We start from the raw sequence: 14,429 nt of genomic DNA on the forward strand, positions 1-14,429 counted from the left end.
CCATGACGCAAGCTTCCGGCGTGCCTGCCGAAACCCTCATTCCAACGACACCGGTCGCGGCCGTCCAGATCGCGGGCAAGGTCCGCACGCCCTGGGGCGAATGCTGGCGCCGCTTCAAGAAGCAGCCGGTGGGCATCGTTGCCGCGCTCTTCGTGGTGCTGCTGGTGTTCGTCGCGGTGTTCGCGCCGTGGATCGTGCCCTTCGACGCGGAGAACTTCTTCGACTACGACATGCTGAACACGGGGCCTTCGGCCACGCACTGGTTCGGCGTCGATCCGCTGGGTCGCGACATCTTCAGCCGCATCCTGATGGGTGCGCGCATCTCGCTGATGGCGGGCTTTCTTTCGGTGCTGGTGGGTGGCTTCGTGGGCACGGCCTTCGGCCTGCTGGCGGGCTACTACGAAGGCTGGTGGGACCGCATCGTGATGCGCGTCTCTGACGTGCTGTTCGCCTTCCCCGGCATCCTGCTGGCGCTGGGCGTGGTCGCCATCCTGGGCAGCAGCATGACCAACGTGGTGGTGGCGGTGTCGGTGTTCAGCGTGCCGGCGTTCGCGCGGCTCGTGCGCGGCAACACGCTGGTGCTGAAGCAGCAGACCTACATCGAGGCCGAGCGCAGCATTGGCGCATCTGACTGGACCATCATCGTGCGGCACATCCTGCCGGGCACCATTTCGTCGATCGTGGTGTATTTCTCGATGCGCGTGGGCACCTCGATCATCACGGCGGCAAGCCTGTCGTTCCTGGGCATGGGCGCGCAGCCGCCGACGCCCGAATGGGGCGCGATGCTCAGCGAAGCCCGCGCAGACATGGTGACCTCGCCGCACGTGGCGCTGTTCCCCAGTCTGGCCATCTTCTTCACCGTGCTCGCCTTCAACCTGCTGGGCGATGCACTGCGCGACGCGCTCGATCCGAAGATCGACCGCCAGTAGTAATTTCTTTCTTCTTCATGTCTTCCAGCAAGCAGCAAGCCCTCCTCCCCTTCATCGGCAACCTGCTCCAGGGCGAACGCAACGCCATCACCGACGTCGCGGGCGTCACCGTGGGCCACCAGACGCTCAGCGATGGCGCCGTGCAAACGGGCGTGACGGTGATCCGGCCCCATGCCGGCGACCCATTCCGCGACAAGGTACCGGCCGCCGCCGTGGTGCTCAACGGCTTCGGCAAGAGCGTGGGGCTGGTGCAGGTGGCCGAACTCGGCGTGCTCGAAACGCCGATTGCGCTGACCAACACTTTCTCGGTCGGCACGGTGGGCACGGCGCAGATCCGCCACTGCGTGGCCGACAACCCCGAGAGCGGACGCACGCTGCCCACGGTCAACCCGCTGGTGTTCGAGTGCAACGACGGCTTTCTCAACGACATCCAGCGTATGGCGGTGACCGAGGCTGACTACCTGCACGCACTGGCCAACGCCAGCGCCGACTTTGCGCAGGGCTCGGTCGGCGCGGGGCGCGGCATGTCGAGCTTCCAGCTCAAGGGCGGTATCGGCAGTGCCTCGCGGCGGGTGTCGGCGCGAGTCGGCTGCACGGGCGGCTGCCACACAGTGGGTGCGCTGGTGCTGGCGAACTACGGGCGCCAGCCGCAACTGGTGCTGGCCGGGCACGCGGTCGGCGACCGGCTCGCGAAGCTGCAGGCCTCGCGCAGCCTTCCGGCGGTGGACGAAGCCGAGAAGGGTTCGATCATCGTCGTCGTCGCCACCGACGCGCCGCTCGACGCGCGCCAGCTGCGCCGCCTGGCGCTGCGCGCGGGTGCCGGGCTGGCCCGCACGGGCTCGGTCTTCGGGCATGGCAGCGGCGACATCGTGCTGGCCTTTTCCACCGCCTACACCGTGCCCGACCGTGTCGAGCGGCCGATGCCGGCCGTGGCGATGCTGCACGACGGGCTGCTCGACGGGCTGTTCCAGGCAGCGGCCGACAGCACCGAGCAGGCGATCATTCATGCCCTGTGGCGCGCAACGCCCGTGACCGGGCGCGATGGCAACCACCGCGCCGCACTGGGCGACGTGCTGCCCGCCTCCGCACTTCTTTCAACCCACGCCTGACTGCGAGCCGCTCCATGAAAGTCCTGATCTCCACCGACATCGAAGGCGTCGCCGGCGTCTACCACTCCGAGCAGGTGCGCCCGGGCAACCCCGAGTTCGAGCGCGCGCGGCTGCTGATGACAAACGAAGCCAACGCGGCCATTGCCGGCGCCTTCGACGCTGGCGCCACCGAGGTGCTGGTGAACGACTCGCACGGCGGCTTCCGCAACATGCCGCCCGACGTGCTCGATGCACGCGCCCGTGTCGTGCAGGGCAAGCCGCGCTATCTGAGCATGGTGGCGGGCGTGGAAGAAGGCGTGGACGCTGTCTGCATGGTCGGCTACCACTCGCGCGCGCAGGGGCGCGGCATCCTGGCGCACACGATCAACAGCTTTGCCTTCGCAGGCATCTCGCTCGGCGGACAGGAACTGGGCGAGGCCGGGCTCTATGGCGCGCTGGCCGGCGAATACGGCGTGCCTGTGGTGATGGGCAGCGGCGACGACGTGTTCATCGCCGAGAACCGTCCGCTCTTTCCGCACGCGACCTTCGTCGAGACCAAGAAGGCCACTGGCTGCACCAGCGGCATTTCGCTGTCGCCCGAGCAGTCACGCCGGGCGATTCGCGCGGGGGTGGAAGAAGCTCTGGCCGCGCGTGCGAACGCGAAGCCGCTCGTTTTCAAGGGCCCGCAGACCGTGACGCTGCGCACCCAGACAACCGCACTGGCCGACCTGTTCTGCCAATGGCCAACCTTCGAGCGCATCGACGGCGTCACCCTGCGCTTCACCGCCGATACGGTGGAAGCGGCGGTGCGCATGCTGAACTGCTGCTCGGCGATGTCTTCGATGCTGCGCTGAGGCGCTGCCGGGCTCAGGCCGGCGCGGCCTTGAGGGCCAGCAGGTTGTCGCGCAGCGCCTGCATCAGCGGCGACCATGTCGAGCCCGGGCGCGAGAGCAGCACCACGGCACGTGGCACGCGCAGCGCCGGCACCGGCAGCACGGCAAAACGGCTGTCGTCGGCATGCCGCATGAAGGAGCGCGGCACCAAGGTGACGAGATCGGTCGCCGCCAGCACCGACAGGTTGAGCTCGGACGCAAATGGCACCTCCATCACTACCCGCGGCGCAGACAGGTTGTGGCGGGCGAAGATGTCTGTGATCGCCTTGAAGGCCGCCGAACTGGCTGGCCCCGAGATCCATCCGTACGTGGCGACATCGGCCAGTGCCACGCGGGCGCGCTGCGTCAGCGGATGGCCCGACCGCACCAGGGGCAGCATGGGATCGTTGTCGACCTTGGTGCGCTCTGCATCCAGCGGCTGGCCTTCGTAGGCAGGCACCAATGCAAGATCCAGCTCGCCCTCGCGCACCAGGGTGGCGAGGGTGTCCGACCGGTCGACGCGCAAGCGCACCCGCAGTCCCGGGCGCTTGGCCAGCAGAGAGCCCAGCGCCGCCGCGACGCGATTGCCCGACGTGGTGTCGGTCACGCCCACGCGCAGCAGCCCCGACTGCTGTGCCCTCATTTCATTGGCCAGCTGCACGGTGTCCGCATAGTCGGCCTGCAGCCGGCGCGCCTGCTCGGCAACCCTCAGCCCAGCCGAAGTCAGCACCATGCCGCGCGCGCTGCGCTCGAACAGCTGCAGCCCGAACTCGGCCTCCACCCGACGCACGGCCTTGGTCAGTGCAGGCTGGGTCACGCCCTGCTCGTCGGCCGCCGCCGAAAGCAGGCCGGCCTTCGCGACCGCAAGGAAGTACTGGATATCGCGCATCGACAGAGACATTCCTGAAGTTTATGACTTCAACGCTGTTGGGGAATGGGATTCGGCGGCACCGGCACTTAGATTCCGGATACGCCAATCCCTCATTCCGCTGCCATGCCACTGTCCTCCTCTGCACCGAATATCGTCCTCATCGTTGCCGACAACCTCGGCTGGGGTGAGTTGGGCTGCTACGGCGGAGGCGCGCTGCGCGGCGCGCCTACGCCGAACATCGACGCCCTCGCGAGGCAAGGCCTTTTGCTGCAGAACTTCAACGTCGAAAGCGACTGCGTACCGACCCGGTCGGCCTTGATGAGCGGCCGCCACCCAATTCGCACCGGCTGCCTGCAATCGGTGCCACCGGGCCTCCCCCAGGGGCTGACCCGGCGCGAAATCACCCTGGCCCAGTTGCTGTCGGCCCGAGGCTATGCAACCGCGCACTATGGCAAGTGGCACTTGGGCGATGTGCCCGGCCGCTTTCCTTCGGACCGGGGCTTCGACGAGTGGTATGGCATTCCGCGCACCACCGACGAGAGCCAGTTCACTTCGACGGTCGGCTTCGACCCCAGCGTGGTGGACCTGCCCTGGATCATGCGCGGCCGCAGCGGCGAGCCCTCGCAGAACGTGAAGGTGTACGACCTGGAGGCTCGGCGGCAGATCGATGCCGATCTGGTGGACATGTCCATCGACTTCATGCGGCGCCAGTCCGGAACCGGCAAACCCTTCTTCCTTTACCTGCCCCTGGTCCACCTGCATTTCCCCACGCTGCCACACCCCGAATTCGCCGGGCGTACGGGAGCCGGCGACTTCGCGGACTCGATGGTGGAGATGGACCACCGCGTCGGTCAGGTGGTCCGCGCGCTGGATGAGCTGGGTGCAGCCGACAACACGCTCCTGATCTTCTGCAGCGACAACGGGCCCGAGTTCCGAGCGCCCTACCGCGGCACCGCCGGCCCCTGGAGCGGCACGTACCACACAGCCATGGAAGGCAGCCTGAGGGTCCCCTTCATCGCGCGCTGGCCGGGCCGCATTGCAGCCGGTCGCGTGAGCAACGAGATCGTCCACGTGACCGACCTGTTCACGACTCTGGCGGGCGTGGCCGGTGCCGCCCTGCCGCAAGACCGGCCGATCGACGGCGTGGACCAGTTGCCTTTTCTCCTGGGCGAGTGCGAGAAATCGGCTCGCGAGGGCTTTCCGTTCTATATCAAGAACGATCTGCGCGCCGTGAAGTGGCGCGACTGGAAACTGCATTTCTACTGGGAGCCCGAGGTCAACGAAGGAAAGGGAAAGCTGGAGTCGCCCTACCTTTTCAATACCACTCGCGACCCCAAGGAAACGACTGACGTGCTGGTCTACAACACCTGGGTCCTGGGTCCGGTGCTCAAGCTGGTCAAGGCGTTTCAGGACAGTTGTGCGCAGCATCCCAACACCCCGCCCGGCCAACTCGACGGACAGTGAGCCCTCCATGAACAACACGCCCTCTACTTCACGTCGCCGCGCATTGGCGGCCCTGGGCGGTGCCGTCGCACTCGCCGCCTCGCCCCGCCTTTTCGCCCAAGGTGCGGCGGGCCGGCCCATCACATGGCTGGTCGGTCAACCGCCCGGCGGGAGCGTAGACATCCTCACCCGCCTTGTCGCACGGCATGTCGAACAGGCGCTCGGGCAACCGGTGGTCGTAGACAACCGGCCGGGCGCCGCGGGCGCCATCGCGCTGCAGGCGGCCGCAAGGGCGCCCCATGACGGGCTGACGGTGGTCACCATTCCCGGACCGATCCTGACCAACGTTCCCGTGCCCCAGATCGGCAAGGAACTGACCGGCGTGGCGACGCTGGCCAAGGGCCCGATGGTGCTGGTGGGCACCATGGCCAGCCCCTTGCCGCCCACGCTGGCCGGGTTGCTCGCCGCCGCCGGAAAGGACCCCAAGGCCTTCAGCTTCGCCTCGTCCGGCAACGGAACCAGCCAGCACCTCGCCGGGGAGTTGATGAACCAGATCGCACGCACGCAGATCGTGCACGTTCCCTACAAGGGAGGCAGCCAAGCCGTCACGGATGTCGTGGGCGGGCAGGTGCCGTTGGGAATGCTCGGCATCACCCCGGTCCTGCCGCATATCAAGGCAGGCAAGCTGCATGCGTACGGCGTGACGACCGCCGTGCGGTCGCCCGCGCTGCCCGACGTGCCCACGCTGCGCGAGGCCGGGCTACCCGGTTTCGACGCGGATCAATGGTTCGTGGTGGCCGCGCCTGCGGGCGTGCCCGTCGAGCGCGTGCGCGCCCTCAATGCGGCCATTGCCCAGGCCCTTCAGAAGCCCGAGGTCCAGGCGGGCTATGCGGCCGCGGGGGTAACGCCCGCACCTGCCACGGCGGAGCAGACCACTGCTTTCGTGATGCAGGAATTGCAACGCTGGCAGGCGCTGGCGAAAAAAGCCAATCTGACACTGGATTGATCGATCTGCCGCCGGCTTCGATGCCGGTGGCCAGCATCACGAAGTCAGAGGCTCGCGGCCGATCCGCCGAACGGCGGATGCGCGCCCGCCAGATCGTCGCTCCCGGGTTCCTAGAATCCCCCGGTCTGGCGCCCCCGCGCCAGCGTCCTCGCCTTATCCGGAATAAGCATCAAACCGCCCCGCAACCCGCATGGATGCTGGCGAATAAGCTTATCCGCATAAAGCGCGAACCAAAAAATAGTTTGTTTCCATAAGGCGGGCTTTCAGAATCTCGGCTTCTTGCTGGGGCGCCCCGTTGTACGTGCGGCACCGCACTTCTTCAAGACACACGCACGATGTACCAATACACAGAATTCGATCGCCAGTTCGTTCACCAGCGGGCTGCCCAATTCCGCGACCAGCTGGAGCGCTGGCAAAAGGGCAAGCTCGCCGAAGACGAGTTCCGCCCCCTGCGGCTGCAAAACGGCTGGTACGTGCAGCGCTACGCACCGATGCTGCGCGTGGCCGTGCCTTACGGCGAGCTCTCTAGCCGCCAGATCCGCGTGCTGGCCCGTATCGCCCGCGAGTACGACGAGCCCGAGGCTGAGGTCTACAAGAAGGCCATCGAGACGCAGGGCCTGCTCGGCAGCCACAAGCTCCCGACCCACTACGCCCACTTCTCGACGCGCCAGAACGTCCAGTACAACTGGATTCCGCTCGCCAAGTCGGCCGACGTGATGGACCTGCTGGCTTCGGTCGACATGCACGGCATTCAGACCAGCGGCAATTGCATCCGCAACATCACGAGCGATGAGCGCGCCGGCATCGCCGTCGACGAGATCGCCGACCCGCGCCCGTTCGCGGAAATCATGCGCCAGTGGAGCACGCTGCACCCCGAGTTCGCGTTTTTGCCGCGCAAGTTCAAGATTGCCATCACCGGCGCCACCGAAGACCGCGCCGCCACCGGCTGGCACGACGTGGGCCTGCACGTGGTGAAGAACGAAGCCGGCGAAATCGGCTTTCGCGTGCAGGTGGGCGGCGGCATGGGTCGCACCCCCATCATCGGCACGGTGCTGCGCGAGTTTCTGCCGTGGCAGCAGATCATGAATTACCTCGAAGCGGTGATCCGGGTCTACAACCGCTATGGCCGCCGCGACAACATCTACAAGGCGCGCATCAAGATTTTGGTGAAGGCCGAAGGCCAGCGCTACATCGACGACGTCGACGCCGAGTACAAGCAGATCCTCGAGCACGACGGCGCGCCGCACACCATCACGCAGGAAGAGTACGACCGCGTGGCCGCCTCCTTCGTGCCGCCGACGCTGGCCACCCGCGTGCTGCAGAGCGCCGAGAAGACCGACGCCGAACTGCGCGTCCACGCCGCGGACGACGTGCAGTTCGCCCGCTGGCTGGCCCGCAACGTGGCACCGCACAAGAACCCCGCGCTGCGCGCCGTCACGCTGTCGTTCAAGCGCCTGAAGCAGGCGCCCGGCGATGCATCGGCCGACCAGCTCGACACGCTCGCGCAACTTGCCGACCGCTTCTCGGCCGGCGAGGCCCGCGTGACGCACGACCAGAACGTGGTGCTGCCCTGGGTGCATGCCGAAGACCTGCACGCGCTGTGGCTCGCCGCGCGCGCCGCTGGCCTCGCCAGTGCCAACGTGCACCTGCTGACGGACATGATCGCCTGCCCCGGCGGCGACTTCTGCGCGCTGGCCAATGCACGCTCCATTCCCATCGCCGAAGCCATCACCGAGCGTTATCAAGACCTCGACGAGCTCGACGACCTGGGCGAGATCGACCTGCACATCAGCGGCTGCATCAACTCGTGCGGTCACCACCACAGCGGCCACATCGGCATCCTTGGCGTCGACAAGGACGGCAAGGAGTGGTACCAGGTCACCCTCGGCGGCTCTGACGGCTCCGCGCTCAGCGGCGCGTCGCAGGCCGGCAAGGCGGTCGGCCCCTCGTTCTCGGCGGCCGAAGTGCCGGGCGTGATCGAGGCCGTGCTCACCACCTACCGCGACACCCGCGAAAGCGGCGAGAACTTCATCGACACGCTGCGCCGCGTGGGGCCGGACCCGTTCAAGGCCGCCGCCAACGGTGCGCGTTTCAAGGTGGAGGAAGCAGCATGAACAAGACTCTGAACATCCTCTCGGCCGAAGAACACGTGGACGACGGCGACCCGAAGGTGCTGCAACTGGCCAACGATGCCGACCCGCTCGCCATCGAGGTGTGCCTGGCCGACATCGAGCGCATCGACCTGAACTTTCCGAAGTTCACCGATGGCCGCGCCTACAGCCAGGCCTTCCTGCTGCGCCGCCGCCTCGGCTTCAAGGGCGACATCCGCGCCACGGGCGACGTGCTGATCGACCAGCTGGTGCAGATGGAGCGCACCGGCTTCTCGAGCGCCGTGCTGAAGGAAGGCGTTGACGCCTCCGACGCGCAGCGCCAGTTCGACCGCTTTGGCGCCTTCTACCAGGGCGACGCGGTGCAGACCGCGCCGCACTTCGCGGCCGGCAACTGAGAGCGCATGGGAACTTTCGACATGAGCATTGCCACGGACATTGACTTCGCACGCATCAACACCGAACTCGGCCGCAACGCCGAGGGCTTGGCGGACTGGGCGATCGGCCTGGGCCAGCCCGCGATCATCACCACCAACTTCCGCCCTTTCGAGGCCGTGATCCTGCATATGGTCACGCGCGCAAAGCGCGATGTTCCCGTGGTCTGGATGGACAACGGCTACAACACCGAAGCCACCTACCGCTTTGCCGACGAGGTGACGAAGCAGCTGGGCCTGGACCTGCACATCTATCTGCCGCGCCGCTCGCGTGCGCATCGCGAAGCGGTGGAGGGGCCGACGCCGGCGCTCGACGATCCACGCCATGCCGCCTTCACGGAAGAAGTGAAGCTGGAGCCCTTTGCCCGCGCGCTGCGCGAGACGGCACCGAAGGTCTGGTTCACCGCGCTTAGGGCCACCGACACGGCCGTTCGTGCGCAGATGGACCCGGTCAGCGTCAATCCCGACGGCCTGATCAAGGTCGCGCCGCTGCTGCACTGGTCGTCCAAGGAGCTGTACGAGTACTGCGAAGCGCACGGCCTGCCGAACAACTTCGACTACGTGGACCCGACCAAGGGCGAAGATAACCGCGAGTGCGGATTGCATCTCGCGCACTGAGAGCCAACGGCTCACCGATCCTTTGCATCCAGCACCTCATCCGATGAACGCCCGTACCGAAACCGAACTGCTGCTGTCACCAGCGCACCTCTCCAACACGCACCTCGATGCGCTGGAAGAAGAAACCATCTTCATCCTGCGCGAGGTCGCGGCCGCCTTCGAGCGCCCCACCCTGCTGTTCTCGGGCGGCAAGGATTCGCTGGTGCTGCTGAAGTGCGCGGAAAAGGCTTTCGGCGTCGGCCGCATTCCCTACCCGTTGCTGATGATCGACACCGGCCACAACTTCCCCGAAGTGACGGCCTACCGCGACCAACGCGCGAAGGAACTGGGCGCCGAGCTGATCGTGCGCAGCGTCGAGGATTCGATGAAGCGCGGCACCGTGCGCCTGGCCCACCCGGGCGAGTCGCGCAACGCGCACCAGTCGGTGACGCTGCTCGAAGCAATTGAAGAATTCCGCTTCGACGCGCTGATCGGCGGCGCCCGCCGCGACGAGGAAAAGGCGCGCGCCAAGGAGCGCATCTTTTCGCATCGCGACAGCTTCGGCCAATGGCAGCCCAAGGACCAGCGCCCCGAGCTGTGGACGCTGTTCAACACCCGCCTGGCCCCGGGCGAACACTTCCGTGTGTTCCCGATCTCGAACTGGACCGAGCTCGACGTGTGGCAATACATCGAGCGCGAGCATGTCGGCCTGCCGTCGATCTACTACACGCACAAGCGTGAAGTGGTGGAGCGCCGCGGCCTGCTGGTGCCCGTGACCGAACTCACCCCGCCGCGCGACGGCGAAACGGTGCAGGTGCGCGACGTGCGCTTTCGCACCGTGGGCGACATCACGACCACCTGCCCGGTCGAGAGCCTTGCGGCCGACGCGGGCGACGTGGTGCTGGAGACGCTGTCGGTCGACGTCAGCGAACGCGGCGCGACCCGCATGGACGACATGACGTCCGAAGCATCCATGGAAAAACGCAAGAAAGACGGTTACTTCTGATGAGCGCGACGACGACTGCTACCCCTGTGAACACCGCCGCCGCCAATGCGCACGGCGACACCGGCACCGCGCTGCGCTTCATCACCTGCGGCTCGGTCGACGACGGCAAGAGCACGCTCATCGGCCGCCTGCTGGTCGACAGCAAGACCGTGCTGCAAGACCAGTTGGCCGGCGTGCAGCGCGGCGGTGAAACCGACCTCGCCCTGCTGACCGACGGCCTCTCGGCCGAACGCGAGCAAGGCATCACGATCGACGTTGCCTACCGCTACTTCTCGACTGCCAAGCGCAAGTTCATCATCGGCGACGCGCCGGGCCATGAGCAGTACACGCGCAACATGGTCACGGCCGCCTCGGCCGCCGACGCCGCCGTGGTGCTGGTCGACGCAACCAAGCTGGCCTGGGCCGCCGAAGTGGAAGACGGCACCGTGGTCAAGCGCGAGCTGCTGCCGCAGACGCGCCGCCACACGCTGCTGTGCCATCTGCTGCGCGTGCAGTCGATCGTGTTCGCGGTGAACAAGCTCGACGCCATCGACGACGCCGGCCTCGCCTTCGAGCGCATCTCGACCGCGCTGAACGCCTTTGCCGAAGCGGCCGGCGTGCAGGTGGCGGGCATCGTGCCGATCTCGGCGCTCAAGGGCTGGAACGTGGCCACGCGCCATGCCGACTGGGTCGGCTACGAAGGCCCAAGCCTGCTCGAGCTGCTCGAAGAGCTGCCCGTGACGGCGCAGGACGAAGCCGTGCCTTTCGCCTTCCCGGTGCAGTGGGTCGAGAAGTTCTCGTCGTCCGCCGACACCTCGCAGGGCCGCCGCGTGTTCTGGGGCCGCGTCGCCTCGGGCCACGTGGAACCCGGCCAGCGCGTGACCGTGCTGCCGAGCAACCAGACCGCCACGGTCGCGCAGGTGCTGAGCCACACGCGCCAGCCGAAGGCGGTGCATGCAGGCCACAGCGCCGGCATCGTGCTCGACCGCGAGGTCGACGTGTCGCGCGGCGACTGGCTGCTGGCGCCCGGCGCCTTCGAGCCGGTACGCGAGATCACCGCCACCGTGGCCTGGCTCGACGACGAGCCGCTGGTCGCGGGCCGCGTGTACTGGGCGCTGCAAGGCCACCGCTGGGTCAAGGCCAAGGTGGCGCGCATCGTCGATCGCGTGAACATCACGACGCTCGAATCGGAGCCAGCAACGCAGTTGGAAGCCAATGCCATCGGCGACGTGGTGCTTGCGCTGCAGCAGCCGCTGGCCGTGCTGCCCTTCACGCAATCGCGTGCCTTGGGCTCGCTGGTGCTGGTCGATACGGCCTCCCACAAGACCGCTGCTGCCGTGCTCGTGCAGCCCGCCGCCGCAAAGGCCTAAAATCTCGGGTTTCCCCCGATCTCACACTGACGTTAAAAGACAAATGACTCACGTCGTCTCCGAAGCCTGCATCCGTTGCAAATACACCGACTGCGTGGACGTTTGCCCCGTCGACTGCTTCCGCGAAGGTCCCAACATGCTGGTGATCGACCCGGACGAATGCATCGACTGCGCAGTCTGCATCCCCGAGTGCCCGGTCAACGCGATCTACGCCGAGGAAGACCTGCCGGCCAACCAGATCGCCTTCATCAAGATCAACGCCGAGCTGGCCCTGGCCGACGGCTGGAAGAGCATCACCAAGCGCAAGCCCGCCCTGCCTGACGCCGAAGAGTGGAAAGACAAGACGGACAAGGTCGGGGAGCTGATCCGCTGAACCAGCCGGCCGCCACCGCCGCTCCCATCGAGACCGACGCGCTGATCGTCGGTGCCGGCCCCGTGGGGCTGTTTCAGGCCTTCCAGCTGGGCCTGCTCGAAATCTCCTGCCATATCGTCGATGCACTGCCCGCCGCGGGCGGCCAGTGCGTGGCGCTGTATGGCGACAAGCCGATCTACGACATTCCCGGCACGCCCGTGACCAGCGGGCGCGGTCTGGCGCAGTCGCTGCTGCTGCAGGTGGCACCGTTCAAGCCGCAGTTTCATTTTGGCGAGCAGGTTGCCACGCTGGCCCGCCAGGCCGACGAACGTTTGTTGCTGACCACCTCGGCCGGCACGGCCTTCCTGGCGAAGACGGTGTTCATCGCGGCCGGCGTCGGGGCTTTCGTGCCCAAGCGCATCGCGGTCGAGGGCATTGCGCAGTACGAAGGCAGCTCGCTTTTCTATCACCCCGATTCGCTGGACCGCTTTGCCGGGCAGACGGTGGTGGTCAATGGTGGCGACGACATCGCGCTTGAAACCGCCATTGCGCTCACAGCCAAGGCGAAGCAAGTCACGCTGGTCCATCGGCGCGACGGGTTCCAGGCCGATGAGGCCAATATTTCAGCCATGCGCGCCCTTGTGGCCGCAGGCAAGCTGGCCTTCAAGGTCGGCCAGCCCACCGCCTTCGACGGCAAGCAACTGCAGATCACCACGCCCGACGCAACGACGGTCGACCTGCCGCTCAACGCGCTGATCGCCTGCCTCGGCATCTCGCCGCGCCTCGGCCCCATTGCCGACTGGGGCCTGGAGTTGGAGCGCAAGCAGGTGCCGGTCGACACCGAGAAGTACGAAACCCGCGAACGCGGCGTGTTCGCGGTGGGTGACATCAACACCTACCCGGGCAAGAAGAAACTCATCGTCTGCGGCTTCCACGAGGCCACGCTGGCCGCCTGGGGCGCCACGGTCATCGTGTTCCCCGGCAAGGCCGTGCCGCTGCAGTACACGACCACCAGCACGCGTCTGCACGAGCTGCTGGGCGTGGCCGGCTCCCGCTAGTTCGCGGCACGGGGGAACAGCGCCCGGTACTCACCGATGAAGCTGCCGATGGCAGCAACGTAGCGGTCGATGTCTGCGTCCGCCAACGGCAGCGACAGCACGACGAAGCCGCGCGGCGAGGTGTAGATGCCCTCGCTCAGCAGATGGAAGAACAGCAGCTGGCGCAGGCGCCCATCGACCGCTGCAAGATCGTCGATGCTGCGCACCTCGCCGCCCACGAAATGCGCGTTCATCAGCGAGCCCAGCCCGGTGAACTGCATCGCAACGCCCTCTTCCGTGCAAAGCGCATTGAGCCTCGCCCGCATCGCCTCGCCCCGCTCTGCCAGCGCACCGGCCGCCTTGGGCGTGAACAGCTTCGTTAGCCCAGCATAACCGGCCGCCATCGTCAGCACGTTGTTGTTGAAGGTGCCCGAGTGGGCCAACGATCCGGTGCGCGGGTCGAACAGCGCCATCACGTCGGCACGTCCGCCGAAAGCGCCGAAGGACATGCCACCGCCGATGTACTTGCCCAGCGTGGTGAGGTCCGACCGGATGCCCAGCTTGTTCGCCAGCCCGTGCGGCGCCAGGCGTGAGGTCATTACCTCGTCGAACACCAGCAGCGCGCCGACGCGCGTGGCCGACTCTCGCAGCGCCTGCAGGAAGTCGAGGCGCGCCGGAATGCAGCCGCTCGCGCCCTGCATCGGCTCGACCAGAACGGCGGCGATCTCGGCGCCATGCTTTTCGATCTGCTCGCGCGCCGTCTGCGCATCGTTGTAGGGCAGCACCAGGAAATCGAACGGCACCGTCGTCGGCAGCGGCTTTGCGCCGAAGCCCAGCACGCCGCCGTGATAGCCACCCGCAAACACCACGATCTTGCGGCGCCCCGTGAAGTGCAGCGCGGCTGTCAGAGCCATCAGGTTCGCCTCGGTGCCCGAGTTGGTGAAGCGCAACTGCTCGATCTGCGGAAAACGCTCGCAGATGAGCCTGGCCAGCCGGCCTTCGAGCAGGTTGTGGCCCGTGAGGTTGATGCCGCCTTGCATCGCCTCGGCGACGGCTTCGCGGATCTCGGGTGCGGAGTGGCCGTAGACACCGGCCGTGTATTCGGCGATGAAGTCGGCATAGCGGTGGCCGTCGGCATCCCACAGCGCTGCCCCCGCTCCCCTCGCGATGGTCAGCGGAAACGGCGCGTAGAACAGCACCGAACGGCTGTTGGCGCCGGGCATGTAGCGCGCCTGTTCCTCGAACTGATGGTGGCTGGCGGGGTTGCCCTCGGTGAAGCGCTGATGGGCCCCGGCAAGGGCCTGGTCGATGGCGGCATGGGTCATGGCAGATGTCCT

14 protein-coding genes are annotated in these 14,429 nt (G+C 67.0%); 12 read left to right on the forward strand and 2 right to left on the reverse strand.

Annotation, left to right across the window (positions count from 1 at the left end; genetic code table 11):
- The first annotated feature begins 2 nt into the window (after positions 1-2).
- Genes gsiD through ACSFBF_RS05265 form a run of 3 tightly spaced genes read left to right on the forward strand, consistent with a single transcriptional unit; the run spans position 3 to position 2,871 of the window.
- On the forward strand, positions 3-929 hold the full coding sequence (gene gsiD, locus ACSFBF_RS05255) for a glutathione ABC transporter permease GsiD (protein WP_435465295.1): 927 nt from the start codon (positions 3-5) through the stop codon (positions 927-929).
- A gap of 17 nt (positions 930-946) precedes the next feature.
- Positions 947-2,038, forward strand: coding sequence for a P1 family peptidase (locus ACSFBF_RS05260; RefSeq protein WP_435465296.1), 1,092 nt, complete (start codon positions 947-949; stop codon positions 2,036-2,038).
- Between the two features lie 14 nt (positions 2,039-2,052).
- On the forward strand, positions 2,053-2,871 hold the full coding sequence (locus ACSFBF_RS05265; protein WP_435465297.1) for a M55 family metallopeptidase: 819 nt from the start codon (positions 2,053-2,055) through the stop codon (positions 2,869-2,871).
- 13 nt (positions 2,872-2,884) lie between these two features.
- Here the strand turns inward: ACSFBF_RS05265 and ACSFBF_RS05270 are convergent, their stop codons facing one another.
- Entirely contained in the window at positions 2,885-3,778 is an 894-nt protein-coding gene (locus ACSFBF_RS05270; protein ID WP_435465298.1) for a LysR family transcriptional regulator, read from the reverse strand.
- A 105-nt stretch (positions 3,779-3,883) separates the two neighbouring features.
- Here ACSFBF_RS05270 and ACSFBF_RS05275 point away from each other — a divergent pair, with 105 nt between their 5' ends.
- From ACSFBF_RS05275 to ACSFBF_RS05315, 9 genes are all read left to right on the forward strand, one after another.
- Entirely contained in the window at positions 3,884-5,224 is a 1,341-nt protein-coding gene (locus ACSFBF_RS05275) for an arylsulfatase (RefSeq protein WP_435465299.1), read from the forward strand.
- 7 nt (positions 5,225-5,231) lie between these two features.
- On the forward strand, positions 5,232-6,209 hold the full coding sequence (locus ACSFBF_RS05280) for a tripartite tricarboxylate transporter substrate-binding protein (RefSeq protein WP_435465300.1): 978 nt from the start codon (positions 5,232-5,234) through the stop codon (positions 6,207-6,209).
- A 335-nt stretch (positions 6,210-6,544) separates the two neighbouring features.
- Positions 6,545-8,323 (forward strand): nitrite/sulfite reductase, encoded by a 1,779-nt coding sequence (locus ACSFBF_RS05285; RefSeq protein ID WP_435465301.1) that lies wholly within the window; start codon positions 6,545-6,547, stop codon positions 8,321-8,323.
- On the forward strand, positions 8,320-8,715 hold the full coding sequence (locus ACSFBF_RS05290; protein WP_435465302.1) for a DUF934 domain-containing protein: 396 nt from the start codon (positions 8,320-8,322) through the stop codon (positions 8,713-8,715). Before ACSFBF_RS05285 ends, ACSFBF_RS05290 begins: the two co-directional genes overlap by 4 nt.
- 21 nt (positions 8,716-8,736) lie before the next feature.
- Positions 8,737-9,369, forward strand: coding sequence for a phosphoadenosine phosphosulfate reductase domain-containing protein (locus tag ACSFBF_RS05295; RefSeq protein WP_435465303.1), 633 nt, complete (start codon positions 8,737-8,739; stop codon positions 9,367-9,369).
- A 43-nt stretch (positions 9,370-9,412) separates the two neighbouring features.
- A complete protein-coding gene (cysD, locus tag ACSFBF_RS05300; RefSeq protein ID WP_093054501.1) occupies positions 9,413-10,354 on the forward strand; it encodes a sulfate adenylyltransferase subunit CysD in 942 nt (313 codons plus the stop codon).
- A complete protein-coding gene (locus ACSFBF_RS05305) occupies positions 10,354-11,703 on the forward strand; it encodes a sulfate adenylyltransferase subunit 1 (RefSeq protein ID WP_435465304.1) in 1,350 nt (449 codons plus the stop codon). Before cysD ends, ACSFBF_RS05305 begins: the two co-directional genes overlap by 1 nt.
- A 43-nt stretch (positions 11,704-11,746) precedes the next feature.
- Positions 11,747-12,076 (forward strand): ferredoxin FdxA, encoded by a 330-nt coding sequence (fdxA, locus tag ACSFBF_RS05310; RefSeq protein WP_093123335.1) that lies wholly within the window; start codon positions 11,747-11,749, stop codon positions 12,074-12,076.
- The gene (locus ACSFBF_RS05315) at positions 12,034-13,113 is read left to right on the forward strand and encodes an NAD(P)/FAD-dependent oxidoreductase (RefSeq protein WP_435465305.1); all 1,080 of its coding nucleotides are present in this window, start codon (positions 12,034-12,036) and stop codon (positions 13,111-13,113) included. The genes fdxA and ACSFBF_RS05315 overlap by 43 nt, the downstream gene beginning before the upstream one ends.
- Here the strand turns inward: ACSFBF_RS05315 and ACSFBF_RS05320 are convergent.
- Positions 13,110-14,417 carry an aspartate aminotransferase family protein gene (locus ACSFBF_RS05320; RefSeq protein ID WP_435465306.1) on the reverse strand — a complete coding sequence of 436 codons (1,308 nt, stop codon included), beginning with the start codon at positions 14,415-14,417 and terminating at the stop codon, positions 13,110-13,112. The two genes, ACSFBF_RS05315 and ACSFBF_RS05320, sit on opposite strands and share 4 nt — an antisense overlap.
- Between the last annotated feature and the right edge of the window lie 12 nt (positions 14,418-14,429).

Origin of the sequence: Variovorax nivicola (assembly GCF_051216475.1) — a bacterium.
Classification (GTDB): domain Bacteria; phylum Pseudomonadota; class Gammaproteobacteria; order Burkholderiales; family Burkholderiaceae_C; genus Variovorax.

Coding starts and splice junctions, on each gene's coding strand:
- ACSFBF_RS05270 (WP_435465298.1), bottom strand. CDS start 3,778: ATGCGCGATATCCAGTACTTCCTTGCGGTCGCGAAGGCCGGCCTGCTT.
- ACSFBF_RS05285 (WP_435465301.1), top strand. CDS start 6,545: ATGTACCAATACACAGAATTCGATCGCCAGTTCGTTCACCAGCGGGCT.
- cysD (WP_093054501.1), top strand. CDS start 9,413: ATGAACGCCCGTACCGAAACCGAACTGCTGCTGTCACCAGCGCACCTC.
- ACSFBF_RS05275 (WP_435465299.1), top strand. CDS start 3,884: ATGCCACTGTCCTCCTCTGCACCGAATATCGTCCTCATCGTTGCCGAC.
- gsiD (WP_435465295.1), top strand. CDS start 3: ATGACGCAAGCTTCCGGCGTGCCTGCCGAAACCCTCATTCCAACGACA.
- ACSFBF_RS05265 (WP_435465297.1), top strand. CDS start 2,053: ATGAAAGTCCTGATCTCCACCGACATCGAAGGCGTCGCCGGCGTCTAC.
- ACSFBF_RS05295 (WP_435465303.1), top strand. CDS start 8,737: ATGAGCATTGCCACGGACATTGACTTCGCACGCATCAACACCGAACTC.
- ACSFBF_RS05290 (WP_435465302.1), top strand. CDS start 8,320: ATGAACAAGACTCTGAACATCCTCTCGGCCGAAGAACACGTGGACGAC.
- ACSFBF_RS05320 (WP_435465306.1), bottom strand. CDS start 14,417: ATGACCCATGCCGCCATCGACCAGGCCCTTGCCGGGGCCCATCAGCGC.
- ACSFBF_RS05260 (WP_435465296.1), top strand. CDS start 947: ATGTCTTCCAGCAAGCAGCAAGCCCTCCTCCCCTTCATCGGCAACCTG.
- ACSFBF_RS05305 (WP_435465304.1), top strand. CDS start 10,354: ATGAGCGCGACGACGACTGCTACCCCTGTGAACACCGCCGCCGCCAAT.
- fdxA (WP_093123335.1), top strand. CDS start 11,747: ATGACTCACGTCGTCTCCGAAGCCTGCATCCGTTGCAAATACACCGAC.
- ACSFBF_RS05280 (WP_435465300.1), top strand. CDS start 5,232: ATGAACAACACGCCCTCTACTTCACGTCGCCGCGCATTGGCGGCCCTG.